Annotated in this window: 21 protein-coding genes and 1 pseudogene; 12 read left to right on the forward strand and 10 right to left on the reverse strand. The window is 74.9% G+C overall.

Annotated elements, in window-relative coordinates:
• Positions 1-34 precede the first annotated feature (34 nt).
• On the forward strand, positions 35-1783 hold the full coding sequence (locus HCN56_RS10320) for a dolichyl-phosphate-mannose--protein mannosyltransferase (RefSeq protein WP_167969588.1): 1749 nt from the start codon (positions 35-37) through the stop codon (positions 1781-1783).
• A 76-nt stretch (positions 1784-1859) separates the two neighbouring features.
• Here the strand turns inward: HCN56_RS10320 and HCN56_RS10325 are convergent, their stop codons facing one another.
• Positions 1860-2363, reverse strand: a complete 504-nt coding sequence (locus HCN56_RS10325) for a hypothetical protein (RefSeq protein WP_167969550.1) — start codon at positions 2361-2363, stop codon at positions 1860-1862.
• Complete coding sequence (locus HCN56_RS10330) at positions 2360-2872, reverse strand: SigE family RNA polymerase sigma factor (protein ID WP_167969552.1); 513 nt, start codon at positions 2870-2872, stop codon at positions 2360-2362. Before HCN56_RS10330 ends, HCN56_RS10325 begins: the two co-directional genes overlap by 4 nt.
• 197 nt (positions 2873-3069) lie before the next feature.
• Between HCN56_RS10330 and HCN56_RS10335 the strand changes: the two genes are divergently transcribed.
• Positions 3070-3627, forward strand: a complete 558-nt coding sequence (locus tag HCN56_RS10335; protein WP_167969554.1) for a hypothetical protein — start codon at positions 3070-3072, stop codon at positions 3625-3627.
• A gap of 579 nt (positions 3628-4206) precedes the next feature.
• Positions 4207-5829: pseudogene (locus HCN56_RS10340) on the forward strand (penicillin-binding transpeptidase domain-containing protein); the annotation flags it as partial.
• Positions 5830-6039: 210 nt separating this feature from the next.
• Here the strand turns inward: HCN56_RS10340 and HCN56_RS10345 are convergent.
• Positions 6040-8289: an MMPL family transporter gene (locus HCN56_RS10345; RefSeq protein WP_167969556.1), complete on the reverse strand. Its 2250-nt coding sequence runs from the start codon at positions 8287-8289 to the stop codon at positions 6040-6042.
• A 588-nt stretch (positions 8290-8877) separates the two neighbouring features.
• Between HCN56_RS10345 and HCN56_RS10350 the strand changes: the two genes are divergently transcribed.
• Together HCN56_RS10350 and HCN56_RS10360 are read left to right on the forward strand one after the other, a co-directional pair.
• Positions 8878-12858, forward strand: a complete 3981-nt coding sequence (locus HCN56_RS10350; protein WP_245246435.1) for a S41 family peptidase — start codon at positions 8878-8880, stop codon at positions 12856-12858.
• Positions 12859-13038: 180 nt separating this feature from the next.
• Positions 13039-13230, forward strand: a complete 192-nt coding sequence (locus HCN56_RS10360) for a hypothetical protein (protein ID WP_167969558.1) — start codon at positions 13039-13041, stop codon at positions 13228-13230.
• 359 nt (positions 13231-13589) lie between these two features.
• Here the strand turns inward: HCN56_RS10360 and HCN56_RS10365 are convergent, their stop codons facing one another.
• Positions 13590-14504 carry an alpha/beta fold hydrolase gene (locus tag HCN56_RS10365; protein ID WP_312871165.1) on the reverse strand — a complete coding sequence of 305 codons (915 nt, stop codon included), beginning with the start codon at positions 14502-14504 and terminating at the stop codon, positions 13590-13592.
• A 378-nt stretch (positions 14505-14882) separates the two neighbouring features.
• Here HCN56_RS10365 and HCN56_RS10370 point away from each other — a divergent pair, with 378 nt between their 5' ends.
• The gene (locus HCN56_RS10370) at positions 14883-15419 is read left to right on the forward strand and encodes a GNAT family N-acetyltransferase (RefSeq protein WP_167969562.1); all 537 of its coding nucleotides are present in this window, start codon (positions 14883-14885) and stop codon (positions 15417-15419) included.
• A gap of 141 nt (positions 15420-15560) precedes the next feature.
• Here HCN56_RS10370 and HCN56_RS10375 read toward each other — a convergent pair whose 3' ends face one another.
• Complete coding sequence (locus HCN56_RS10375) at positions 15561-16049, reverse strand: GNAT family N-acetyltransferase (protein ID WP_167969563.1); 489 nt, start codon at positions 16047-16049, stop codon at positions 15561-15563.
• Positions 16050-16196: 147 nt separating this feature from the next.
• On the opposite strand from HCN56_RS10375, the gene HCN56_RS10380 reads away from it, so the two are divergent.
• Positions 16197-17009 (forward strand): exodeoxyribonuclease III, encoded by an 813-nt coding sequence (locus tag HCN56_RS10380; protein WP_167969565.1) that lies wholly within the window; start codon positions 16197-16199, stop codon positions 17007-17009.
• A 46-nt stretch (positions 17010-17055) separates the two neighbouring features.
• Here HCN56_RS10380 and HCN56_RS10385 read toward each other — a convergent pair whose 3' ends face one another.
• Positions 17056-17286 (reverse strand): hypothetical protein, encoded by a 231-nt coding sequence (locus HCN56_RS10385; protein ID WP_167969567.1) that lies wholly within the window; start codon positions 17284-17286, stop codon positions 17056-17058.
• Between the two features lie 483 nt (positions 17287-17769).
• Between HCN56_RS10385 and pip the strand changes: the two genes are divergently transcribed.
• The 3 genes from pip (at position 17770) to HCN56_RS10400 (ending at position 20231) form a co-directional block, all read left to right on the forward strand.
• Positions 17770-18873 carry a prolyl aminopeptidase gene (gene pip, locus HCN56_RS10390; protein WP_167969569.1) on the forward strand — a complete coding sequence of 368 codons (1104 nt, stop codon included), beginning with the start codon at positions 17770-17772 and terminating at the stop codon, positions 18871-18873.
• A 39-nt stretch (positions 18874-18912) separates the two neighbouring features.
• Positions 18913-19452, forward strand: a complete 540-nt coding sequence (locus HCN56_RS10395) for an AAA family ATPase (RefSeq protein WP_209312574.1) — start codon at positions 18913-18915, stop codon at positions 19450-19452.
• A gap of 80 nt (positions 19453-19532) precedes the next feature.
• Complete coding sequence (locus tag HCN56_RS10400) at positions 19533-20231, forward strand: aspartate/glutamate racemase family protein (RefSeq protein WP_167969571.1); 699 nt, start codon at positions 19533-19535, stop codon at positions 20229-20231.
• 80 nt (positions 20232-20311) lie between these two features.
• Here the strand turns inward: HCN56_RS10400 and HCN56_RS10405 are convergent, their stop codons facing one another.
• The gene (locus tag HCN56_RS10405) at positions 20312-21427 is read right to left on the reverse strand and encodes an LLM class flavin-dependent oxidoreductase (protein ID WP_167969573.1); all 1116 of its coding nucleotides are present in this window, start codon (positions 21425-21427) and stop codon (positions 20312-20314) included.
• 304 nt (positions 21428-21731) lie between these two features.
• Between HCN56_RS10405 and HCN56_RS10410 the strand changes: the two genes are divergently transcribed.
• Positions 21732-21968: a metallothionein gene (locus tag HCN56_RS10410; protein WP_167969575.1), complete on the forward strand. Its 237-nt coding sequence runs from the start codon at positions 21732-21734 to the stop codon at positions 21966-21968.
• 78 nt (positions 21969-22046) lie between these two features.
• Here the strand turns inward: HCN56_RS10410 and HCN56_RS10415 are convergent, their stop codons facing one another.
• Both HCN56_RS10415 and HCN56_RS26350 read right to left on the reverse strand, forming a co-directional pair.
• Positions 22047-22280: a hypothetical protein gene (locus tag HCN56_RS10415; RefSeq protein ID WP_338320389.1), complete on the reverse strand. Its 234-nt coding sequence runs from the start codon at positions 22278-22280 to the stop codon at positions 22047-22049.
• 101 nt (positions 22281-22381) lie between these two features.
• Positions 22382-22705, reverse strand: a complete 324-nt coding sequence (locus HCN56_RS26350; protein WP_312871166.1) for a DUF4253 domain-containing protein — start codon at positions 22703-22705, stop codon at positions 22382-22384.
• Positions 22706-23340: 635 nt separating this feature from the next.
• On the opposite strand from HCN56_RS26350, the gene HCN56_RS10425 reads away from it, so the two are divergent.
• Entirely contained in the window at positions 23341-23667 is a 327-nt protein-coding gene (locus tag HCN56_RS10425; RefSeq protein WP_167969577.1) for a hypothetical protein, read from the forward strand.
• Between the two features lie 265 nt (positions 23668-23932).
• Here HCN56_RS10425 and HCN56_RS10430 read toward each other — a convergent pair whose 3' ends face one another.
• Positions 23933-25192, reverse strand: coding sequence for a PQQ-dependent sugar dehydrogenase (locus HCN56_RS10430; protein ID WP_167969579.1), 1260 nt, complete (start codon positions 25190-25192; stop codon positions 23933-23935).
• Positions 25193-25597: the final 405 nt, after the last annotated feature.

A 25597-nucleotide genomic window follows, 5' to 3' on the forward strand; every position in this document is an offset into this window, starting at 1 on the left:
GCTCCTCCAGGTCGGCGTCGGTGAAGCCGTACGTCTGCGCCACGAACCAGAACTCCCCGGCTATCTCGTCCCGCGCCACGCCGCCGGGCCGCCCGGCACCGGCCCGCCCCCGCCGGAACGCGACTGGGTCCGCGGGCTGCGACGCCACGGCTACCGGGCGCGCGCCGACCGCGGGGTCCGGGACCGACTGGTCCCGCCGTACCCGCCGCCGGCCGGTCGGCTGGGCCGCTACTTCGGCCTGGGACCGACGGCGACGCTGCTGCTGTCGCGCTGGGCGGGCTGGATCGGACCTCTCCTCGTCGGCCTGTTCGCCGGGGCGCTGCGGTTCGTCAACCTCGGCAGCCCGCACGCCGTCGTCTTCGACGAGACGTACTACGCCAAGGACGCCTGGGCGCTGCTGCAGCGCGGGCACGAGATCTCCTGGCCGGACGACGCCAACGAACGCATCCTGAGCGGCGACATCCCGCTCGGCGACACCGCGTCCTACGTGGTGCACCCGCCGGTCGGCAAGTGGGTCATCGCCCTCGGCGAGTGGGCGTTCGGCATGGAACCGTTCGGCTGGCGGTTCATGACCGCGCTGCTGGGCGCCCTGTCGGTGGTGATGGTCTGCCGCATCGGCCGCCGGCTGTTCCGCTCCACCGCGCTGGGCTGCCTGGCCGGGGTGCTCCTCGCGCTGGACGGCCTGCACTTCGTGATGAGCCGCACCGCGCTGCTGGACCTGGTCCTGATGTTCTGGGTACTGGCCGCCTTCGGCGCGCTCCTCGTCGACCGGGACCGCACCCGTGCCCGATTCGTCACCGCGCTGGAGGCGGCGCAGCCCGCAGGCGGCGCGGACGGGGTGCTGCGGCCGGTCCGGGAGGTCGGCGAGCGGCTGACGCTCGGGCTGCGCCCGTGGCGGCTGGCGGCCGGGCTGCTGTTGGGCCTGGCGTGCGCCACCAAGTGGTCCGGGCTGTACGCGCTGGCGGCGTTCGGCATCCTGATCGTGCTGTGGGACGCGGCGGCGCGCCGCACCGCCGGAGCCCGGCGCCCTTACCGGGCGATGCTGCGCCGGGACGCGGTGCCCGCGTTCGTCTCGACGGTCCCGGTCGCCGCCGTGACCTACCTGGCGTCGTGGGCGGGCTGGTTCGCGACCGCCGGCGGCTACTACCGCCAGTGGGGGGCGGAGAACGGCAGCACGGGGAACGGCGCGGTGGACGCGCTGCGCTCCTGGTGGCACTACCACCGGGAGGCGTACTCGTTCCACGTCGGGCTCACCGACAGCCACGCCTACGACTCCAATCCGTGGAGCTGGCTCGTCAGCAGCCGCCCGGTGTCGTTCCACTACCAGTCGATACAGGTCGGGCAAGGCGACTGCGAGGCCGAGGAGGGCTGCGCCCGCGAGGTGCTGGCGCTCGGCACGCCGGTGCTGTGGTGGGCGGCGTGCCTGGCGCTCGTCTACGTCGCGTACCGCTGGCTGCTGCGGCGCGACTGGCGCGCCGGGGCCGTGCTGTGCGGCGTGGCCTGCGGCTACCTGCCGTGGTTCCTGTACCAGGAGCGCACCATCTTCTACTTCTACTCGGTGGTGCTGGTGCCGTTCCTCTGCCTCGCGGTGGCGATGGCGCTGGGGGCGGTGCTCGGGCCGCCGGGCTGCTCGGAGCGGCGCCGGGCGGCGGGGATCGTGGCGACCGGGGTGTTCGTCCTGGCCGTGGCGTGGAACTTCGTCTACTTCTACCCGCTGTACACCGGCATCGAGATCCCGATGGACGCCTGGCGGGCCCGGATGTGGCTCGACACCTGGGTGTGACCGGCGCCCGGCCGGGGCGGGGCGAGCCGCGGCGGTCACCCCGGCGGGCGGGCCCGGGAGAGGCAGGCGGGTGGGCTCACTCCGGCGCGGGGGCCTGCGGCACGCCGGGGGTGTCGGTGGGGTGTTCGCGGACGCCGTCCGGTTCGGTGCCGGAGTCCGGTTCGGTACCGGCGCCCGGCGCCTCCCACCCGTTCGGCCCGGGGTCGTCCTCCGGCACGGCGGGGCCGACCTGCGGGTCCTCCGCCAACTCCTCCGGCCACGGGACGACCTCCGGCTCCCGTTCCCCGGGCTCCGGGCCGGTGGTCGGCCGGTCGGCGGGCACGGCGGGCGGCGGGGGCTGCTGCACCGCGGGCTGCGCCAGCCCGGTGACGACGCCCACGCCGACGACCACCGCGGTGGTGAGCGCGGTCGCGGCGCCGACGCGGCGGCGACGGCGCAGGCGGCGGCCGCCGGTCACCGCGGCGGCGGTGAGGTCGTCCATGGGTGGTTCCGGGTGCGCGGCCAGGATGCCGCGGAACGCGCCGCGCAGTTCCTCCCCGCCGTCGTCGGCCTCGCCCCGCCGGATCATCTGCTCCGTCATCTCCTGCTCATCTCGCCGACCTGCTCACCGATGATGCCGCGCAACCGGGCGAGCCCGCGGGCGCTCTGGCTCTTCACCGTCCCGGAGGACACCTTCAGCGCCCGTGCCGTCTCCTCCACGCTCCAGTCCTCCCAGAACCGCAGCACCAGCACCGCCCGGTAGCGCGGCGGCAGCTCCATCAGCGCCGCCTGCATCACCAGCCGCAGCTCGGTGCCGGGCGGGCCCGCGTCGCCGGGTGGTTCGGGCAGCTCGCCCACCGGCTCCTCGCGCCGGCCCCGCCTGCGGTACTGGTCGATGAAGGTGCGCGTCAGGATGGTCCGCGCGTACGCCTCGACGTTGCCGTCCCTGCGCACCCGGCCCCATGCCGCGTACAGCTTCATCAGGGTCGTCTGCGTCAGGTCCTGGGCCTCGTGCCAGTCGCCGCACAGCAGGTAGGCGCTGCGTCTCAGCTGCCGCTGCCGCGCCTCGGCGAACTCCCGGAACTCGCGCTCCCGGGCTGCTTCTCCCACGCGCCGGCCTCTCGCCTCTCGGTCTTCTCTCCTCCCCTCCTCTACGGGGCGCAGCGGCGCGGGGTTGCACGCCGCCGCCATGACGTACGTCTCGTCGGCGGACGCAACCCGGAGGCGCGGCGGCCCGTAGATCACTTCTGCACGCACCGGCCGCCACGGCACCACGCGGCCGACCCCTTCGGAGAGTGGAGAGACAGATGACCCGACGCAGCATGCGACGCATCGCCCTGAGCGCGGCCGGGGTCGCCCTCGCGGCCGGCGCCCTGGCCACCGCGGCCAACGCCGCCCAGACGCAGGAGCAGGCCGCCGAGCCGGCGGCCGCCTCGGTCGCGGCGGCGCCCGCGGAAGCGGCGGTCGAGGACGAGGACCTTCTCTCGGAAGCCCCGGCGGCAGCGGCGGTCGAGGACGACGACCTCGTCGACACGGTTCCCGCCGAGGCGGCGGTGGCGGACGAGGACCTTCTCTCGGCAGCTCCCACCGAAGCAGCCGCCGAGGACGAGGACCTTCTCTCGGAAGCGCCGTCCGAGGCGGTTGCCGCCGTCCCGGACGAGGCCGCGCCCGCGACGCCGCCGGTCGACGAGGGGGCCGAGCGCGACCTCGCCGCAGAGGCGCCCGGCGGCGAATCGTGCGAACTGCTCCCGGCCGACGAACTGGGCGAGCCGTTCCCCGAGGCGCTGGAGCGCTGTGAGGCCGTCGCCGTGGCAGAGCCCGCCGAGGCGCAGCCCGCCGAAGCGGCGCCCGCTCCGGGCAAGTGACCGCCGGCCGGCGTCCCCGCCCCGGGCCGTCGGCGCACCCGCAACCGCCGCGTGCGGCCCGCCGAGAGAGTGGCGGGCCGCACGCGGCGGCGCGTTCCGTGACGCCGCGGGCTGGTCCGCGGGAGCGGCGCGCCCACGTCGAGACGGCCGGTTAGCGGGCATCGCGACGGCGGCCTCCCCCCGGGGCGGTAGTCTGCGCTGACACCCGGGCAAGGGGCGCGGCTGGGGGCGCGGTGCCGCGGATCGCCGCCGTGACCTCGGTGCGGACGGCGACCGGTCCCGTTCCTCCGTGCCCGCGACGACGATGGGCCGACGGCGGTTCACCGTCGAGCGGCACCTCCTCCGGGTCCCGGACCGGCGCCCGCCGTACGACGGCGGCCGGTCCTCGGGCCCGGTGCGATCGGCGCGGTCGGCCGGAGCGGACGGTGGGGCACACGAGTCGGTACTCGCCGCGGCCCCGCGCCGCCGGCGGACCGGTCCGATGGTCGCCTTGTCGGACAGTCCCGTCGGTCCCCGGCCGGGTGGGGCGGCGTGTTGCGTTGTTCGGTCGGTCATTTCGGTAGGTCAGGAGCAGTGCGGATGCGGCAGAGCCGGAGAACCGTGGCCCTCGCGGGCGCGGTGGCGGCGGTGGTCGTCGGGGTGAGCGGATGCTCGTCGGACGACGGCGGAGGCGGGGGCGGCGCGTCGGCGGTCGACGCCCAGCAGACCGCGACGGAGTTCCTCGCGGCCTGGGCGGACGGCGACACCGATGCCGCCGCCGCGATGACGGACGACCCCGAGTCGGCGGCGGCGGCGCTCGCCGCCTTCGCGGAGGACGCGGGGGTCACCGAGCTCTCGCTGACCCCCGGACCAGGGGAGGAACAGGACGGCGGGGTCGAGGTGCCGTTCCAGGTCGCGGCGCAGGTCGCCCACGACGACGACACCGGTGACTGGCGGTACGGCTCCGCCCTGACTGTCGTCGCCGACCCCGACGCGCCGGAGGACGGCGAGGACGGGGCGGAGGGCGGCGCCTCGGGCGGCCTGGTGCAGTGGCGCAGCGAGATCCTGCACCCCGACCTCACCGAGGGGCGGCGGCTGGAGATCGGCCCGGCGGCCGAGCCCGCGCCGGTCCGCGCCCTGGACCGCGACGGGGACGAGCTCGACCCGGCGGAGTTCCCCTCGCTGGCTCCGGTGATCGACGCGCTGGCCGCCGCCCATGGCGAGGCCGGCGGCGGACACCCCGGCAACGAACTGCGCATCACCGGCCCGGCGGCCGACGGCGACGGGACGTCGGACGCGGACGGGGAGGAGTCCGACGACGCAGCGGAGTCGGGGTCGGAGGACTCGGAGTCCGGCGGGGGCGACGGCGCGGAGAGCGAGCAGCTGCTCCAGCTGTCCGAGCCCACCGCCGGCGAGGTGCCCACCACCATCGACCCCCGGGTGCAGAGCGCGGCGGAGGCGGCGGTGGCGGACTCCGACCGCGCCTCGCTGGTCGCGATCCGGCCGAGCACCGGCGAGATCCTCGCCGTGGTGAACAACCCGGCCGACGGCGAGAACGTGGCGATGGAGGGCCGGTACGCCCCCGGTTCCACCTGGAAGATCATCACCGCGGGGATGCTGGTGGAGGAGGGCATGGCCAAGGCCGACGCCGCCCACCCGTGCCCCAAGATCTTCGACTTCGAGGACTGGCCCTTCCAGAACCTCGACGAGTTCGAGATCAAGGGCGGCACCTTCGGCCAGTCGTTCGCCGCCTCCTGCAACACCGCGTTCATCAGCGCGGCGCCGGACCTGGCCGACACCCAGCTCGCGGAGTACGCGCAGTCGGCCTTCGGTATCGGGCTGGAGTGGCGCACCGGCGTGGAGACGATGAGCGGCTCGCTCAACGAGGAGTCGAAGGCCCAGATGGCGGCCCAGCTCATCGGCCAGGCGTCGGTCCGGGCCAACCCGCTGGTGATGGCGTCGGTGTCGGCGACGGTGAAGGACGGCACCTTCCGGCAGCCGTTCCTGGTGCCGCTGTCGTTCGACGACCGCGAGCCGGTGACGGCGCCCGGCCCGTCCGCGGGGACCGCGGCCGAGCTGCGGAAGCTGATGTCGCTGACCGTCGCGGGCGGCACCGCCACCGAGGCGATGTCGGGGGTGCCCGGTGACACCGGCGCCAAGACCGGTTCCGCCGAGGTCTTCGACCAGGAGAAGCCCAACGCCTGGTTCACCGCTTACCGCGACGACCTGGCCGTCGCGGCGGTGGTGCGGGAGGCCGGGCACGGCGGCAAGTTCGCCGGGCCCTGTGTGGTGAAGCGGTGCGGCGGCCGGGCGGTACGGCGGGCAGAGGCAGGAGCGCCGTCGGGGAGGACGGCGACGCCGCCGGGGAGGCTGCGCCGAAGCCGGGCCGCCGCGGGCCGGGGCGGCAGGAGCGCGCCCCGGCCGTGCGGCGTGTCAGGGGACGGCGACCGGCTCGCGGTCCTTCTCCCCCGAGGCCGGGCGGCTCTCGGCCGCCTCACTGCCCGCCAGGTGACGCTCCAGGGCGGCGCCCTCCACGTCGACGTTGGGCAGGGCGCGGTCCAGCCACTTCGGCAGCCACCAGGCGCGGTCGCCGATGAGGCCCATCACGGCCGGGACCAGCGTCATCCGCACGACGAAGGCGTCGAGGAGGATGGCCATCGCCAGACCGAAGCCGATCATCTTCACCATCGACTCGCTGGCGGAGATGAAGCCGGCGAAGACGCTGATCATGATGATCGCGGCGGCGGTGACGACACGGGCGTTGAGGTTGAAGCCCGAGACGATGGCCTGCTGCGGGTCCTCGCCGTGCACGTACGCCTCACGCATCCGCGTCACGAGGAAGACCTCGTAGTCCATCGCGAGACCGAAGATCACACCGACCATGAAGATCGGCATCATCGACATGATCGGGCCGGTCTCGGCCACGCCGAACAGGTCGGCGAGCCAGCCCCACTGGAAGACCGCGACGACGGCGCCGAGCGCGGCCAGCACCGAGAGGAGGAAGCCGAGGGCGGCCTTCAGCGGCACCAGGATCGAGCGGAAGACCAGCAGCAGCAGGACGAAGGCGAGGCCCACGACCAGCGCCAGGTACGGCACGAGCGCGTCGGAGAGCACCTTGGAGAAGTCCGCCTGCGCCGCCGTCTGGCCGGAGACCAGCATCTCCGCGCCGGTGTCCGCCAGCAGCTCCGGCGCCACGTCCGCCCGCAGGTCGGCGACGAGGTCCGCGGTCTCCGCGCTGGCGGGGCCGCTGGACGGGATGGCGATCATCGTCGCGACCTGGCCGGCCTCGTCGAACTGCGCCGGGAAGGCGGCGACGACACCGTCGACGGCGTTGAGTCGCTCCGCCAGCGTGTCGGCCGCGCCCTGCGGGTCGTCGGCCTCGCGGCCGTCAATGACCAGCATCAGCGGGCCGTTGAAGCCGGGGCCGAAGCCCTCGGAGAGCATGTCGTACGCCTGGCGCTGCGTGGTGTCGGTCGGCTGGGTGCTGTCGTCCGGTAGGCCGAGTTCCATCGAACCGACCGGGATCGCCATGAGGCCGAGGCCGGCGACGGACGCGACGAGCACGAGCAGCGGGCGGCGCAGCACACCCTTGGCCCAGCGGGAGCCCATGTTGGGACGGCCGTCCTTCTGCAGCGAGGACGGCACCCCGGTCTCCGGGTTCTCGGCACGGGCCTTCTTGCCGAAGATGCGCTTGCCGACGAAGCCGAGCGCGGCCGGCACCAGGGTCAGCGCCACCAGCACGGCGATCAGCACAGTCGCGGCGGCGGCGAGGCCCATCTTGGTGAGCATGGAGATGTTGACGACGGCGAGGCCGGCCAGCGCGATGATGACGGTCAGCCCCGCGAAGACGACCGCGGAGCCCGCAGTGCCGACGGCCCGGCCGGCGGCCTCCTCACGGCTGTGGCCCTCGACCAGCTCCGAGCGGTAGCGCGAGGCGATGAAGAGTGCGTAGTCGATGCCGACGGCGAGGCCGATCATCATCGCGAGGATGCCGGTGGTCTCCGTCAGCCCCAGCGTCACCGCGAGGGCGGTGATGCCCGCCATGCCGATGCCGACGCCGATCAGCGCGGTGATCAGCGGCAGGCCCGCCGCGATGAGGGAGCCGAAGGTGATCACGAGGACGACGGCGGCGACGCCGATGCCGATGATCTCGCCGTGGCCGAAGTTGGGCTCGCCGACGGCGACCTCACCGCTGGCCTCGACCGTCAGTCCGGCGTCCCGGCCGGCGTCGACGGCGGAGAACAGGTCGTCGCGCATCTCCTCCGTGATGTCCGCCCAGGTCGCGTCGTAGTCGACGGTGCCGTAGGCGGTGGTGCCGTCCTCGCTCACCGAGCCGCTGTCGAAGGGGCTGGTGACACCGACGACCTTCTCGGCGCCGTCCAACCGGCCGAGGACGTCCGCGACGGTGGCCTCGTGCTGCGGGTCGGTGATCTGCTCGCCGTCGGGGGCGCGGAAGACGATGCGTGAGGATATGGCGTCGGCGTTGGAGCCGGGGAACGACTCCTCCATCAGGTCGAACGCCTGCTGGGACTCGGTACCGGGGAGCGTGAACTCCTCCTCGACCTCGCCCCCGCCGGTCGATGCGGCGGCGCCGGCCGCCAGCAGCAACATGATCCAGATGGCGGCGACCCAGCGCCGCCGTCGGAAGCTGAGGCGGCCCAGCTTGTAGAGGAAGGTAGCCACGGAGATCTCTCCTACTCCGAAAATGGGCGTGCGAAGGTCGGGCTGTGGGGGGACGCTCCGGGCGGCGGGCGGGGGCGGGGTCGTACCGGCCGGTTCACAGCTGGAGACGCCGGACCCCGCCGGGAGGGTGAGCGACCGTCGGGAGTGTGACGCGCATCACGCAACGCGCGGCTTGTCGGCGCTGAACCGATCTGCGACAGCGGCCGCGACGCACCTGTGCGGTGTGCCTCGGCGGCGGGCCGTGCGGGAGGGCGGGGGCGGTGCGCTGTCGACGGCGGGCGTTGCGGCCGTGGCGGCGGGAGAGCTGGCGGCGGGTGGCGGGTTCGTCGCCGGTGCGTGGGCGAGCGGCGGGCGGGCGGCGAGCAGCGGCGACGGGCGGGCTGCGCGGAGACCGGGCGGTACGACGGTGACCGCGCCGAGTTGCCGGGCCGATCGGCAACCCCAAGCATGGAACGGGTGGTCACGGACGACGCAGGAGAAGGCCGCGGGATCACCGGCGCGGACGGCACCATCGCGCCCGGCGGGACACCCGCGGGGGCCAGGGGCGGCGGCACGGACGACGGCGCGGCCGCCGCCGAGCCGGGCTACCTGCGCTTCCCCCACCTCCACGGCGACCTGGTCTGCTTCGTCACGGAGGACGACCTCTGGCTCGCCCCACTCCCGGCCGGCGACCGGGCGGGGCGCCGAGGCGGCAACGGTCGCGCGTGGCGGTTGACCGCCGACCGAACCCGCCTCGCCCGTCCCCGGTTCTCGCCCGACGGTCGACGGATCGCCGTCACCGCCTGGTCCTCGCTGGACCCGGAGGTCCACCTGCTCGACATCGGCGGCGGCCCCGCGCGGCAGCTGACGCACTGGGCGGCCGACGACACCCGGGTCTGCGGGTGGGCCGGGGACGACATCCTCGCCGTCAGCTCCCACAGCCAGCCGTTCGCCCACCACAGCTGGGCGCACCGGCTGCACACCGACGGCTCGCCGGGCGAGCAGCTGCCCTGGGGCCCGGTCTCGGACATCGCGGTCCACGGCGACGGCCCCGGCCGCCGCAGCCTGCTGCTGACCGGACGCGCACCGCACGAGGCGGCGTTCTGGAAGCGGTACCGGGGCGGCGGCACGGGACGGCTCTGGCTGCACGGCCGGCGACTGCTCCCGGAGTTGGCGGGGCAGCTGGAGTGCCCGATGTTCGTCGGCGACCGCATCGCGTTCCTCTCCGACCACGAAGGCGTCGGCAACCTCTACTCCTGCCGCCCGGACGGCTCCGACCTCCGCCGCCACACCGACCACGACACGCGGTACGCGCGACACGCGGCGACGGACGGCGACAGGGTCATCTACCAGAGCGGCGGGGAGCTGTGGCTCGTCAGCGAGCTGACCCCCGGCAGCCGGCCGCGGCGGCTCACCGTCGAGACCGCCGGCTCGCGCAACGGCCGCCGCGGCCGCCACGTGCCCACCGCCGGCCGTCTGGAGGCGCTGGCGGTCGACGCGACGGGACGGGCCAGCGCGGTCGCCGTCGGCGGCAGCCTCTACTGGCTCACCCACCGCGACGGCCCCGGACGGGTCATCGCGGGACACCCCGGGGTGCGGGTCCGGCTGCCGGAGATGTTGGGCGACAGCGGGCGCATCGCCTACGTGACGGACGCGGCGGGCGAGGACGCCATCGAGGTGGCTCACCTTCCCCGTGCCAGTGGTGGCTGCGACCGGATGCGGCTGTCCACCGGGCGGCTGGGGCGGGTCCGCGAGCTGGTCTCGTCGCCGGACGGCCGCACGCTGGCCGTGGCCTCCCACGACGGCGCCCTGCTGCTGGTTCCCGTGCCCGAGGAGGTCGGGCCGCTGGAGCGGCTGCTCGCGACGTCGACGCCGGACGTGGTCGCAACGCCTGACGTGGTCGCAACGCCTGACGGAGACCCGGAGGCCGCCATCGTGGCCGCGCCCGCAAGCGGAGGCCCGGCCCCGGCGGAGCCAGGCGCGGACGGGAGCACGGACGCGACCGGCGGCGCAGGCATGGACGCCGGCACGGAGGCCGCGACCGCGAGCGGAGGCGCGGGCCCGGACGGCGCCGGGCCAGGCAGCCCGGGTCCAGGCGGCGGGGGCGCGGGCGCGGCAGTGCATGCCACGGCCGGCGAGGGTGGCGGCGGAGGTGACGGCGCACGGACAGCGGAGGACGACACGGTGGCCGCCGTCCCCGCTGCTGCGGCCGTGCTGACGCGCTCGGCCAACGGCCCCGTCCGCGACCTGGCGTTCTCCCCCGACTCCGCGTGGCTGGCCTGGTCGCACCCCGGGCTCGGCCGCACCCTCCGGCAGATCCGTCTGGCACGCGTCGCACCACCGCAGACCGGTGACGGCACGGCACGGACCGGCGACAGCACGGCGACGACCGACACAGGCGAGGGCGAGAGCGACAGCGGGGGCAGGGATGGGGACGCGACGGGGCGGACCCGGCACCAGATCCTGGACGTCACCGACGGCCGGTTCGAGGACGAGGAGCCGGTCTTCACCCGCGACGGCCGCTACCTGGCGTTCCTGTCGTGGCGGGGCTTCGACCCGGTCTACGACGTGCACACCGGCGACCTGTCGTTCCCGCTGGGCTGCCGCCCGTACCTGGTGCCGCTGTCCTCCGCAACGCCGTCGCCCTTCGCGCTGACCCCCGAGGGCAGACCGGCGGCGGGCGGCCTCGACCCGGCGGACACGGGCGGCGAGGAGGGCGCCACGCTGGTCGAGGCGGAGGGGCTGGCCTCCCGGGTGACGCCGTTCCCCGTCCCGGCGTCGAAGTACTCCGCGCTGCGCCCCGTCGCCGGTGGTGGGCTGGTCTGGCTGCGGTGGCCGATCTCGGGAGCGCTGGGCGAGACCTTCGCCAACCCGGCCGACACCTCCGACCGGCCGGCCCTCAGCCACTTCGACATCGCCACATGCGCCGCCGAGGACCTCACACGGGAGGTCGACTGGTTCGCCGTCAGCGGCGACGGCACACGCCTGGTGGTGTCCGAGGACGGCGACCTGCGGTCGGTCCCGGCGACGGACGAGGGGGACACGGAATCCACCGTCGTCGTCGACCTGCGGCGGATCGTCCACCACAGCGACCCGCCCACCGAGTGGCGGAACGCGTTCGAGGAGGCGGGGCGCCTGGTCCGGGACCTGTTCTGGGACCCCGGGATGTGCGGCATCGACTGGCACGCGGTCCTGGACACCTACCGCCCGCTGCTGGCGCGGATCTCCACGCCCGACGAGTTCGCCGACGTGCTGCGGGAGACCCTCGGCGAGCTCGGCACCTCCCACGCGTACGTCAGCCCCTCGCGCGGCAACGAGGGCCCGCCCCACTACCGCCGGGCCCAGGGGCTCCTCGGCGCCGACTTCGTCCGGGACCGGGAGACGCCCGGCGGCGGGCCAGGGGGCTGGCGGCTCGCCCGCGTTCTCCCCGGCGACTCCTCCGACTCCCGCGCCCGCTCCCCGCTCGCCGGCACCGGCGTCCGGGTGGGTGCGCTGCTCACCGAGGTCAACGGCCATCCCGTCGACCCGGTGAGGGGGCCGTGGCCGCTGCTGGCGGGGAACGGCGGCAGCACCGTGGAACTCACCTTCCTGGAGCAGCCCCACGCGTCGGCGGCAGCCGGCCCCGGGGGCACCGGCGCGCCCGGCACTACAGTCGCCGCGGGCGCGGACGGCGCCGAGGCAGCCCGCACGGGCCGTGCCGACTCGGCGACTGCCGGCACCGACCCGGTCCGGCACGGGCCCGCGGAGGGAGACCCGCGTGACGGGGGCGAGGCGCAGGGCGGGCCGGTCCCGGGTACCGCGGCTCCACCGGCCTCCGGAGGGCGGCCCGCCCGCGCCCGACGCGTCGCGGTGGTGCCGCTGCTCGACGAACGGCCGCTGCGCTACCAGCACTGGGTGGCTCGCCGTCGAGCCGTCGTCCGGGAACTGAGCGGCGGGCGGTGCGGCTACGTCCACATCCCCGACATGGGCGGTTCGGGATGGGCGCAGCTCAACCGGGACCTGCGGCTGGAGTTCGCCCGCGAGGCGCTGATCGTGGACGTCCGGGGCAACGCGGGCGGCCACATCAGCGAACTGGTGGTGGAGAAGCTGTCGCGCAGCATCCTCGGCTGGGACGTCACCCGCGACGCGGAGCCGGTGAGCTACGCCTCGAACGCTCCTCGTGGGCCGGTGGTGGCGCTGGCCGACGAGGCGACCTCCTCGGACGGGGACATGATCACGGCAGCTTTCCGGCTCCTGGGACTCGGCCCGGTGGTCGGCTGCCGGACCTGGGGCGGAGTCGTCGGCATGACCGGCCGCCACCGGCTGGGCGACGGGACGGTGATCACGGTGCCGATGAACGCGGCCTGGCTCAACGGCTACGGCTGGGACGTGGAGAACCACGGGGTGGAGCCGGACCTCGAAGCGGTGCGCACCCCGCTCGACTGGGCCGAGGGCCGGTACGTCGTCCTGGACGCCGCCGTGCGGACCGCGCTGCAGTTGCTGGCCCACCGACCCGCCGCCGCCCCGCCCCGGCACGCCGACGTCCCCGACCGTCGCCGCCCACCGCTCCCGCCACGGCCGGGCCCGCCCCACCGAGGCGCACCGGGGTGACCTCGCCGGCGCCACGGCCGGCGACGCAGGACCAGGCCGCCCACCCGCCCCCTTCCGGTCGGCACCCGACCCACCTCCGCCGTTCACCCGGCCGCCGAGCAGAAAATGCGCCCATATCACTCATATGCCACGCTGAGGATCGTTCGCATACGCACCTCCGGACAGGAGCAGTGAGCTTCCATGGGTATCTCGGACCAGTTCGACCAGTTCAAGGACAAGGCCCAGGACGCGGCCAAGAAGGCCAAGGACGCCATGGGTGGGGACAAGCAGAGGGACGGCGACCGGTCCTCCTCCGACATGACCGACAAGGCCCGCGACAAGGGCAAGGACATGACGGACCGACTGCGCGACCGCAAGGGCGACGGTCACTGATCTCCCGCTCCCCTGTCGTCGGCGACGGAGAGGCTCCTCCGCACGGAGGGCGCCTCTCCGTCGTTGCGTGGGCGGACCGCCCCGCGCACGCGGCCCGGACCTGCCCGGACCACCGCTCCCCGCCGCGACGGGTGGAGACGGCGCCGCCACGGGAGACAGGTCCGTTGAACCAGCGACCCGCCAGGCCCTGCCCCTGGGCCGACCCGCCCGACCCGACGCACTCACCTCCGGCCCGCTCGCAACCCCGCCACCGCCACGCCCCACGCCTCCACCGCCACCGAACCGCAGCACCGCCACCACCGCTCGCCTCGTCCGACGGCGCCCGCCCGCCCGTCCTCCCGCCGTTCACCTCGCGGTGCTCACACCACGGGCGCCCCCTTCCCGTACCGGTCCGTCAGACCGTTGATCACCGCGGCAACGCACGCAGGCGCCTCCAACGGCGTCATGTGGCCGGCACCGCGCACCAGCACCAGGGGCTCCGGACGGGAGAGCCGAGCGACGGTCCGCTGTGCGTGAACCGGCGGGGTGAGACGGTCGGCGGTGCCGTGGACCACGGCCGTGGGGACCGTCAGGTCGCCGATCGCCTCGTAGGCCGACAGCTCGGCCAGGGCGGCACCCCAAGCCGCCCGCCCGCGCCGCTCGCAGGCGTGCGCCATCCGGGCGATGTGTTCTCGCGCCCCGGGCGGTGGTGACGGGCCCAGCGTCGCGTAGGCAAGGGCGCGCACGCTCACGCGGTTCACGGGCCCGAGCGGCAGCAGGGAGCGCAGCAGCGAGCTTTGCGCCGCCCGCCGCAGTCGGACCGTCGGCAGCGGCAGTACCGTCGCCCGGTCCGCAAGCCCGTCCATTCCGGTGGAGCACAGCACGGCCGCGACCACCCGCTCCCGGAAAGCGGCGCAGTTCGCCGCCGAGACCACCGCCATCGCGCCCATGGAGTGCCCCGCGACCACCGCTCGCCCGCCCGGCTCGACCACCGCCTCCAGGACGGCGCACAGGTCCTCGGCGAGCTGCTGTGGGCCGCTCCGCGCAGAGCCGTGCGGACTGCGCCCGTGGCCCCGCTGGTCGTAACGGACCACCCGGTACTCGGGACCCAGCTCCCGCACCACCGCGTCCCAGACGCTGCTGTCGCAGGTCCATCCGTGGGCCAGCACGACCACAGGGGCGCCGGGGGGCCCGGCGACCTCGGCGTGCAGCCGGGCACCGTCAGCGGAGCGAACCGTGCGCCGCGCCACCGCCGGCACCGGCCCCGCCGGGCCGCCGTCAGCTGGAGACGCCACGGGGACATCCGGACCGGCGGAGGGCGCCGGACCACTCGACCCGCCGACCACCGGACGCCGCTCTTCTCCGTGCTCCACCACGCGCCACCCCCACACCGATCCATTACTCTCTGTTACCAACATAGGCCTTCTCGTCACGGAACGCCAGAGCATCGCCGGGGCTCGTGGTGCCCCGACGCCGCGAACGGTGGCATCAGCGCTCGGCCGGGGACACGGCACTCGGCCGCGCTCCCGCCGAACGGGGGACGGCCGGCGGCACAGCCGCGCAAGCCGGCAAGCCGGCAAGCGACGGACGACGATGGCCGCGCCGGTCGCACGGCTTCCCCCGGGCCACTCCCGAGCGGCACGGATGTCGGCGCCCTCGCCTAGGGTCGGAGCATGACCGATGAAGCGTCCGGAGCCCTGCGGCTCGCAGTCGTCACGCCCGAGAACGTCCGCGCCGCCTGCCGCCTGGCGGTCGCGCCGGCTCAGGAGAAGTTCGTCGCCCCGGTGATGTTCTCGCTCGCCGAGGCCTACGCCAACGTCGACACCGCCTGGCCGCGCCTGGTGTACGACGGCGACCGCCTCGTCGGGTTCGTGATGGCCGGCTTCGACGAGAACCCCGAGCACGAGGCCTACCGCTCCGGGATCTGGCGGCTGAACATAGCCGCCGACGAGCAGGGGCGCGGCTACGGCCGGTTCGCGGTGAACGCGGTGCTGGCGGAAGCCCGCCGACGTGGCGAGCGCCGGGTCACGGTCTCCTGGGTGGAGGGCGAGGGCGGGCCCGCCGCGTTCTACGAGAAGCTCGGGTTCCGCACGACCGGCGAGATCCTGGACGACGAGATCGTCGCCGAGATATTCGTCGACGACGCCGCAGCCCCCCTCGACGGCGGGCCCGCGAGCGCACCAGGCGGCGCGGCACCGCCCCCTGCCTGACCCAGCACCGTCCGCCCCGCCGGTCCCGCCCCTCGGCGGGACCGGACGACGGACTGCGGACGACGGACTGCGGACGACGGCGCAACGGCCGACGGGCGGGGCTGCGCAGGCCGCCGCCGGATCAGCGCCGCCCGGTCGGGGTCACAGCGCCTTCACGAAGCAGCGGCTGCTGGGCTCCTCGCGGTAGCAGCCGAACTTCTCCCGCTCGGGCAGCAGCGTGTACCCGCTGGAGACGTACAGTGCGATGGCCTCCGGCTGCTTGTCGCCGGTCTCCAGCACCATCCGGGTCCGGCCCGCCTCCCGGGCGGACTCCTCCAGCCGGGCGAGCAGCAGCCGCGACAGGCCGCGCCCCCGGGCGTGGAGCATCACGAACATCCGCTTGATCTCCGCGTCACCGTCGGCGTAGTTCTCCTCCGCCGAGGTGTCCATCGCCCGCCAGCCGCCGCTCGCCACCGGCGCCCCGTCGGCGTCGTACCCGAGGAGGTAGAGCCCCTGGGGCGGGTCGAACATCGCGGGGTCGAGCGGGGTGACGTCGCCCTCGCCGCCGTAGCGGACGGCGTACTCCGCCTGCACGATGTCGCTGAGTTTGCGCGCGTCGGGGTGGTCGAAGCGAGCCGTGACAATCCTCATGCGCACAACGGTACGACTGCCCGGAGCGGGCGTTTCGCCGGGCCCGGGGCTCCGTCGGCGGACGGCTGCCGACGGCCGGAGGGGCTGCGCCGTCGGTGGGCTCACGTAGGCTGCCACGGCCTTTCCGCACGACCCCGGGAGTCATCGGTGTACACGGTCACGACCGTCAATGTGAACGGCCTGCGGGCCGCCGCCAAGAAGGGCTACCAGGAGTGGCTCGGCACCACCGCGGCCGACGTGGTCTGCCTCCAGGAGGTGCGCGCCGAGGAGGCGCAGCTGACCGCGGCGGTACGGGAACCGGAGGGGTGGCACGCCCACTGGGCCCCCGCCGCCGCGAAGGGGCGAGCCGGTGTGGCGTTGCTCACCAGGGCGGAGCCGCAGCGGGTGCGGGTGGGCTTCGGCGAGGCGGAGTTCGAGGAATCCGGCCGCTGGATCGAGGCGGATCTGCCGGGTCTGACCGTCGCCAGCCTCTACCTGCCCTCCGGGGAGGTGGGCACCGAACGTCAGGCGGAGAAGGAGCGCTTCCTCGCCGCGTTCCTGCCCTACCTGCGGGAGCTGCGGGAGAAGGCGGCCGCCGAGGACCGCGAGGTGCTGGTCTGCGGGGACTGGAACATCGCCCACGCCGAGGCCGACCTGAAGAACTGGCGTGCCAACCGTGGCAACTCGGGCTTCCTGCCCGAGGAGCGCGAATGGCTCTCCCGGGTGTTCGGCAGCGAGGGCGGCTATGTGGACGTGGTCCGCTCCCGGCGCCCGGAGGAGACGGGGCCCTACTCGTGGTGGTCCTACCGCGGGCGCGCCTTCGACAACGACTCGGGCTGGCGGATCGACTACCACGCAGCGACGCCGGGGTTGGCCGCGCGGGCGGTGGAGGACACCGTGGAGCGCGCGGCGACTCACGCCGAACGCTGGAGCGACCACGCTCCGGTGACGGTCCGGTACGCCGACGCGCCGACCGGCTGAGCACGCCGGAAGTTCCGGCCCCCACCCCCGCGCCCGCGGAGGCGCGTTACTTCAGCAGGTCGTCGCCGTGCTCCTGGACGTGCTGCGCCACCGCGTCCAGAGCACGCTTGACCTCGGCGTCGGAGCCGCCGCCCCGCTCCTTGCGGTAGTAGGCCGCGCCGAGCTTGCGCAGCGCGTCGTTGCCGGCGCGCTGCGTCTGGACCTCGTCGAACTTGTCCTTGCCCTGCTTGATCGCGCCCTGGGCCTGCTCCTTGGCCCTATCGAAAAAACTCGGCATGTCTCCCCGGTCCTTCGTGCTACTCGTCGGCGGTCCCGGCGGGTCCGCGCTGCTGCTTTCCACGCTACGCCGTCGCCCCCGCAACCGGAGGCGGATGCTCACCGCGGCCGGCGCCGCGTCAGCCGGCCTCAGGTGGAACGAGCTGTTGCCCATCTGGCGTGCCGAGCGATGCGGCTGACGCCGGGTCGGGCTGTGCGGCACACGGGAGCAGCCCCGGAGAGCGGTACCGCGAGGTCGCGGGCGCCTGCCGTCTCCCGCGTCCTTCCCGGGGAAGCCGCAGGGCGCCCCGACGCCCGGGCGGGGTGGGAAACAGCGTGGGCGCCGGGAGCGCACACCCCGCGCTCTGACGCGCACCGGGCGCGCAGCCGGTCTCGCGAGGCGGGTGCAGCGCCGCGGCAAAACCGGTTGGGCGAGCCGCCCGGCCCGGGTACGGTGCAGCGCCCGGCGAGCCACCCGCCATCGAGACAGACCCGCGGAGCACGGATGACCCAGCAGCCTCCCCCTGACGGGGTGGCCTCCGCCACCGCCGCACAGCCCTCGCCGGGCGGGTCCCACTCGCCGTACCCGCCGTACCCGCCGTACCACCCCTACCAGGCCGGCCACCTGGACGTCGGTGACGGACAGCGGGTGCACTGGGCAGTGGCGGGCAACCCGGAGGGCCGCCCGGCCCTCGTTGTCCACGGCGGCCCCGGATCGGGCAGCAGCACCGGCGCCCTCGGACGGTTCGACCCGCGCCGCTACCGGGTGGTGCTGATCGACCAGCGCGGTTGCGGCCGCAGCACCCCGCACGCCGCCGATCCCACGACCGACATGCGGCACAACACCACCGACCACCTCGTCGCCGACATGGAAGCCGTGCGGAAGCACCTCGGCATCGAACGGTGGCTGCTGTACGGCGGCTCCTGGGGATCGACCCTGCTGCTGACCTACGCCCAGCGGTTCCCGCGCCGGGTCACCGCGATCGTCGTCCACTCGGTCACCACCACCCGCCGCAGCGAGATCGACTGGCTGTACCGCGGTGTGGGCCGGTTCCTTCCCGAGCAGTGGGAACAGTTCGTCGCCGGGTCCGGCGCCACCGCGGGGGACGACGGCATCACCGCCGTGCTGCGTGGCTACGCCGACCTCACCTCCCATCCCGACCGGGACGTCCGCGACCGTGCGACCGCGGCCTGGTGCGCCTGGGAGGACGCCGTCCTCTCGCTGGAGACCACCGGTGCGCCGCCCGTCGGGCACTACACGGACCGACCCGACGCGGACCGGCGCGCCACCGTCCGGATCTGCTCGCACTACTTCGCGGCGGGCGCGTGGTTGGAGGAGGGCGCACTGCTGCGGGACGCGCCCCTGCTCACGGGCATCCCGGGCGTCCTGGTCCACGGCCGCCACGACATGGGCGGGCCGCCGCACACCGCGTGGGAGCTGTGCCGAGGCTGGCCCGACGCCCGACTGACGATCGTGGAGGACGCCGGGCACCTGGGCAACGCCCGCAGCGGCGGTCTCGTCACCGCCGCCCTCGACCGGTTCGCCGACACGACCGACCCCGCCGACCCCGCCGACCCCGCCGACCCCGCCGACCCCGCCGCCCGCTGAACCACCGACGGCCCCGTCCGTCACGACAAGGAGCTCGCCGTGCCCATCGGATCGGATCGCCGCAGGCCCGCGGCGCTGCTGCTGAACGGAACGGTGGGGGCGGGCAAGACGACCACGGCAGCCGCGGTCTCCGACCTGCTCGCCGAGCGCCGCGTGCCGCACGCGGTCATCGACATCGACGAGCTGCGGCGCTGCCGGCCGGCGCCGCCCGGCGACCCGTTCCGCTTCGCGGTGGCACTGGCCAACCTCCGCGACGTCTGCCGGAACCACCTCGCGCTCGGCGCCGAGTACCTGGTGCTCGCGGGTGTCTGCGAGGACGGCGAGCAGCGCGCGCGGCACGAGGGAGCGGTCGGCGTACCGATGACCGTCGTCAGGCTGCGGGTCGCCCCGGAGACCGCGGCCGCCCGGCTGCGCCGCCGTCACGCCACGGACCCCGCCGCCCTCGCCTGGCACCTCGACCGGTGCGGTGAACTCGACGCGATCCTGGACCGTGCCGCCGTCGACGACCACGTGGTGAGCTCGGACGCGTCGCCGCGGCAGACGGCCGCCCGCACCCTGCGGGCCGTCGGCCGGATCTGAGCTGAGAGCGTGTCCGAGACCCGGGCGCCCCTGCCCGGCCGGCCCCCCATGCCGGTACCCGCACCCGACCAAGGAGGGTCATGAAGGTTGTCGGCCTGATCGGCGGCATGAGCTGGGAGTCCACCGCCGAGTACTACCGCCTCCTCAACGAGCTGACGCGCGAGCGGCTCGGCGGGCTCCACTCGTCCCGGTGCGTGCTGTACTCGGTGGACTTCGCCGAGATCGAGCAGCTGCAGGTCCAGGGACGGTGGGAGGAGGCGGGCGAACTCCTCGCCGGGGCTGCGCGGGCGCTGGAGGCCGCCGGCGCCGACCTGGTCCTGATCTGCACCAACACGATGCACAAGGTCGCCGATCAGGTCCAGGCCGCGGTGGCTGTCCCGCTGCTGCACCTGGCCGACGCCACCGCCGACGCGGTGCTGGGCACGGGGCTCCGCACGGTGGGGCTGCTGGGCACCGCCTTCACCATGGAGCAGGACTTCTACCGGCGGCGGTTGCAGGCGCTCGGGCTGACCGTGCTGGTGCCCGGCGCCGACGACCGGGCCCTGGTGCACCGGGTGATCTACGAGGAGTTGTGCCTCGGGGTGGTGCGGGACTCCTCCCGCGAGAGCTACCGGCGCGTCATCGGGGAACTCGCCGCGGCGGGCGCCGAGGGCGTCGTCCTCGGCTGCACCGAGATCGAACTGCTCGTCGGCGCCGGCGACAGCCCGGTGCCGGTCTTCCCCACCACCCGCCTGCACGCCGAGGCCGCGGTCCGCGCGGCCCTGTCCGACGACGCCTAGGCCGTCCTCTCCAGGGCGCTCCCCGGGCCCACGGCGATCCGGACGGACAGCCGTGGCGCCCCGGTGCGCGGTGCCCCGCTTCAGGCCGCGGAGCCGGCGCCCTCGACCGGCCGGCCGGCCACGGGCATGCCGAAGACGTCCGCGATGAGCTCCAGGCTCCGCAGGCGTTCCGCAGCGCCGTGGACGTTGGCGGTCAGCATGAGTTCGTCGGCGCCCGTGCGGGAGACCAGCTCCGTGAGCCCGGCCCGCACCGCGTCGGGGGTGCCGTGCACGGCGTGCGCCAGCCAGTCGTCCGCTATGGCGCTCTCACGCGCAGTGAACGGGTACTGCTCGGCCTCCTCCGGGGTGGCCAGCGGCGCCGTCTCGCCCCGGCTGAGCCGCACCACCGCGAGGGCGCTGGTCAGGAGCTGCCGCCGCGCCGCCGCCTCGGTCTCCGCCGCCAGGGCGAGCACCGAGACCATCGCGTAGGGCCGGTCCAGCACCGCGGAGGGGCGGAACGCGGCGCGGTAGGTCTCCAGCGCCATCATGGTGCCGCGGCCCGCGAAGTGGTGCGCGAAGGAGAACGGCAGCCCGAGCCGGCCCGCAAGCTCGGCGCTGAAGTTGGACGAGCCCAGCAGCCAAATCGGCGGTCTGCCGGTGCTGCCCTGCACGGGCCCCGGCACGGCGTGGACACCGGCGTAGCGATGGCCGGCGGGGAAGTCGTCGTCCAGGAAGCGGGTCAGCTCGTCCAGTGCCTGCGGGAACAGGTCGGCTGCCTCGCGGACGCGGTCGCTGCCGCGGAGCGCCGCGGCCGTCACGCCGTTGGTGCCCGGCGCGCGGCCCAGACCGAGGTCGATGCGCCCGGGAGCGAGCGCCTCCAGCGTGCCGAACTGCTCCGCGACGACGAGCGGCGCGTGGTTGGGCAGCATGACGCCGCCGGAGCCCAGCCGCACCCGGTCCGTCCATGCGGCGAGGTGCGCCAGCAGCACGGCCGGGGAGGAGCTGGCGACGCCGGCCACCGAGTGGTGCTCGGCGACCCAGAACCGCCGGAACCCGCGGGCGTCCGCCAACTGTGCGGTCTCGGTGGTGGCGCGCAGCGCGTCGGCGGCGGTGTGGCCGCTGCCCACCGTTGCCAGGTCGAGCACCGACAGCGGTACCGGCGCCTCGCCGACCGCCCGGCCGCGGATCTCCCCCGCCGGCTCCGTCGAACCCTTCACGTGCTGCCCCTTCCTGTGGCGGTCCTGTCGGGAGTCCGCGGCAGGACACCACCGGAAGCGACCGGCCCGTCCCTGCGGGCTGCGCGGGTGACGCGGTCTGCTGTCCGGCGGCGGCCGCGGTGAGCTCTCCCGTCAAGCGCAACCGGGTGGCGGTGCGCGGCATTCCCGGGCCGCTCGGGTTACCCGGCGGCGTGCCGGTGCCGGGACGGCCGGTCCCTGCCGGGAAGCTGGCGGGCGCCGCGGGCGGCGAGCCGTCTCCCGCCCCGGCCGGGCATCTGCGGCGACCGACCTGAGGAGTGACGACATGGCCATGTGCGAGGTCTGCGGGAACGAGTACCGGATGGCGTTCGAGGTGCGGGTGGCGGGCGCGGTCCACGTCTTCGACTCGCTGGAGTGCGCGGCGCAGCGCATCGCGCCGATCTGCGAGAACTGCGGTTGCCGCATCCTCGGCCACGGGTTGGAGACCGAGGAGGGGCGCTTCTATTGCTGCGGGCACTGCGCCCGGGTGCAGGGGGCGGACCAGTTGGTCGACCACGGCTGACGCGGCCGGTCCCGCGCACCGGGCGCGCCGCGGCCCGCCCGGCAGATCCGCCGGGACGGGGCGGCGGCACGTGCGTGCTCAGGGCAGGTAGCGCTCGACGGCGGCAGGGCCGTGCTCCTCCAGCAGCCGCTTGGCCTGCTCCAGCCGCTCGGGGGTGACGTCCTTCCCCGTGAGCCGCACCAGGTCCTCGGGGTCGACGGGCCCCTCGGCTCCGGTGCGGAGCAGCCGGTCGGGCGTCGGCCCGTCGATCGGCGGGTCCGTCGCCTCGTCCATGAACGGCTGCTCGGGATCGGGTTCGGATGCGTGGGCCATGGTGCACCTCCCGTGCGGGGTCGGCGGCCTCTCCACGGTAGGCGCGGCTCGGGGGAGCCGCATCCGTTGCCCGCCGCGCCCCCGGCCGAACGGGCACGTCGTCAGTCCCACCAGAACGACCAGACGTCCTCGCCGACCAGCGAGGCGGCGTAGCGCGCCAGGGTTCCACCGGGGGTGTTCTGCCAGACGTTGTCGGGGCAGAAAGCGTGGTGCTCGGCCGCGACGCGCAGGGCCGTCGCCTCGTCGCGCGGTGGCGACGCGACGCTCAGCAGCAGGGTGTCGAAACCCATCCCGACGACCCGTGCCCCGAACCGGTCCTCCCAGGAGCGGAGCACCGCCGAGAACGCCGACATGTCGCCGGTGTAGTTGACGGGGCCGCTCCAGCCGCAGCCGGCCGGGGCGTCGGCCGAGCGGTCGGCGGCCACCAGACCGAGCCGGTGGCCGGGGCGAGGCCGGGCCACCGGCGCCCGAAGGGGGCGTGGTCCTCGGCACCCGGCTGCGGCTGCGGCTGCTCCCCGGGGGCAGGCTCCTCCGGCTCCTCCGGCTCGGTGACCTCCGCCCACCAGGCGGCGAGCACGGTGTCCGCGTCGTGGTCCGCTATCGGGGTGCCGGGCGGTTCGTACAGCTCGCCGCAGGGCGCGGCGGCACCGCTGCGGCCGTGGTCGTCGGGGTCCACGAGCAGCGGCCAGAGTCCGGTGGCCGGGTGTTCGGCGGCGAACTGTGCCCAGAGCCCCGGGGGCGCGGGGTCGTCGCTGAGCCACAGCGCCGGCCGCTCGTCCTCCTCCGTCCGGATGACCCGCCCCGGAGGCAGGGCGGCCGCGGGGGCGCGGCCGGGGCGGCTGCCGGTGCCGCAGGCGCCGGTGAACAGTGCGGCCAGGGTGGGGTGCGGTGGTGTCGCGTCGCCGGTGGGCGGTGTCGTGGCTCTCACCGGGACGACGCTAGCCGCCACCACCGACAGCCGACCGCGGGTGACCGCTTCTGTCGGCGCCGCCGCCTACGGTGAACGGCATTGATCGAGACAGCGACCGCCGGGAACACCGCCCGGCTCGGAGGAGGCCCCATGACCGAGGTCGAGATCTGGCGACTGGTGGACCGGGCCACGGAGACGACCGTCGGTGAGATACACGTCGAGGACATGGACTATCCCTGGTTGACGGGGCGGTTCGCGGCACTTCCCGGCTTCGGTTCCTTCCGGCCGCTGTTCGACGCGTTGTCCGACCGGCTGGAGACCGAGGACTGGGACGGGTTCGAACGCGTCCACCGCCGTATCGACGCCGCGCTGGCACTGCACCGCCCCGAGCACGGAGCCGTACCGGACTACCTGATACGGCTCGACGGCGACGAGGCGGCGTTCCGGTGGGCCGACGCACCGTTCCCGGCCCTCTGACCCCACCCCGGCGGCGCCGGCCGCACCGCCCACCCAGCCGCGCGTCCGCCCGTCCGTCCGTCCGTCCGTCCGCCCGTCCGTCCGTCCGCGAACGAGTGCACCGGTCTGCTGAGTCGCCTCCCCCGTCGAGCGGCTGACCCGCCGTCGGCTCGCGGCCGGAGCAAGCGGGCCACTCACGCGGCGGGCGGCGGGCGGGGCAACCGGGGCCGGGCCCGCCGGGAGTCCCGGCCGGCCCGGCCCCGGTGGCGGAGCGAACAGCCCGGCGTCAGGAGGCGGGGGCGGCGTCCTCCGCCGCCTCGAATCCCACCCGGTGCAACTGCCCCGGCAGGTCGTTGACGACGTACAGCTCACCGTCGACGTCGGTACCGAACGCGGTGACCTGGGTCGGGAACGTGCCGACCCGGGCGTCCTCGTACTTACCGCTGCCGTCGGGACGGACGGCCCAGGCGATCGACGAGCAGTAGTCGGTGGCGAGGTACACGCCCTCCGCGAGCTCCGCGTGGCGCTCGCCCCGGTAGACGTGCCCGCCGATCACGGCACAGCCGTCGACCGATGTTCGGTAGGTGAGGACCGGGTCGTGGTAGTCCACGTCGGGGAGGCAGCGTTCCGCGTCGAAGACCTCCAGCCCCTCCAGGCAGGACCAGCCGAGGTTGGCGCCGGCCGCCGCCTCCGGCAGGTGGTTGATCTCCTCCCAGCGGCCCTGCCCGACGTCGGCGATCCACAGCGAGTTGTCGGCCGGGTCGACCGAGAAGCGCCAGGCGTTGCGCAGCCCGGTCGCCCAGATCTCGGAGCGCGCGTCCGGGTCGTCGACCCAGGGGTTGTCCTCGGGGACGCAGTACGGCAGTTCGCCGCAGGTGGAGTTCACGTCGACCCGCACGATGGTGCCGAGCAGCGTGTCGACGCGCTGGCCGTTGTTGTCGGGGTCCCCGGCACCGCCGCCGTCACCGAGGCTCCAGTACAGGAAGCCGTCGGCTCCGAAGGCGAGCTGACCGCCGTTGTGGTTGCTGTAGTTCGGGTGGTCCTGGGAGAGGAGCACCTCGGTGGTGCCGTCGGCCAGGTGGTGGCGGGCCAGCGTGACGTCGCCGGCGGGCGCCGCGGTGTAGGCGAGGTAGACGTGCTGGGTGTCGGCGAAGTCCGGCCCGGTGGCGATGCCGAGGAGGCCGCGCTCGTTGCCGCCGACCGCGATGAGCGAGGTGACGTCGAGCAGCGGCTCGGCCGCCAGGCCGGTGTCAGGGTGGTAGACCCGGACCGTTCCGGCCTTCTCCGTGATGAGCAGCCGGTCGCTGCCGTCGTCGGGCGCGGCGATCGCGGTGGGGCGGGCGAGCCCGAAGGCCAGTTGCTCGGTGGTGACAGCGAGGTCGGTGAGCTCGCCGGGCCCACCGGCGTCGGGGGTTCCGGAGGAGGCGGCCGCCGGCACGCTCTCCGCCTCGTGCGCCTGCGCCGCGAGGGCGCCGTGGGTGAGAGGAGCGGCGGCGGCGAGGGAGAGGGCGAGCAGAGCCCTGACCGTCCAGGTGCGTCGTGACATGGCGACTCCGTCAGCTGTGGGGGATGTACGGCTGTCGTTCCGTCGTGCGTCTGCGTCGTGCGTTGGCGTCGTGCGGCTGTGTCGTGCGCGGCCGCGGTCGGCCACGGCCACGGGGACCGCGAGGTTCGGCTGCGCGGTTCCGGATCGACCGGTCGTGCGGTGTCGCGCGGCGGGGCGCCGCTCGGTCGGCCGCACGGCGGGGCGGAGTGGGGGCTGCCCCGGCGCCGGAGGCCGGCCCGGGTGTTCGGCGGGCCGCGGCGCGACCGTCGGGACGGTAGTGGCGCCCCACGTGACGGCGCCAGGGCACCGGGCCGCTTCCGGACGCGCCAGTTGGGGAGCGCCACGTCGATGCCCTGCTCGATCAGGGTCGGGGTGTCGATGCCGTCGACGGGCTCCTCGGCCGAG

Source organism: Streptomyces lonarensis (assembly GCF_012033735.1).
Classification (GTDB): domain Bacteria; phylum Actinomycetota; class Actinomycetes; order Streptomycetales; family Streptomycetaceae; genus Streptomyces; species Streptomyces lonarensis.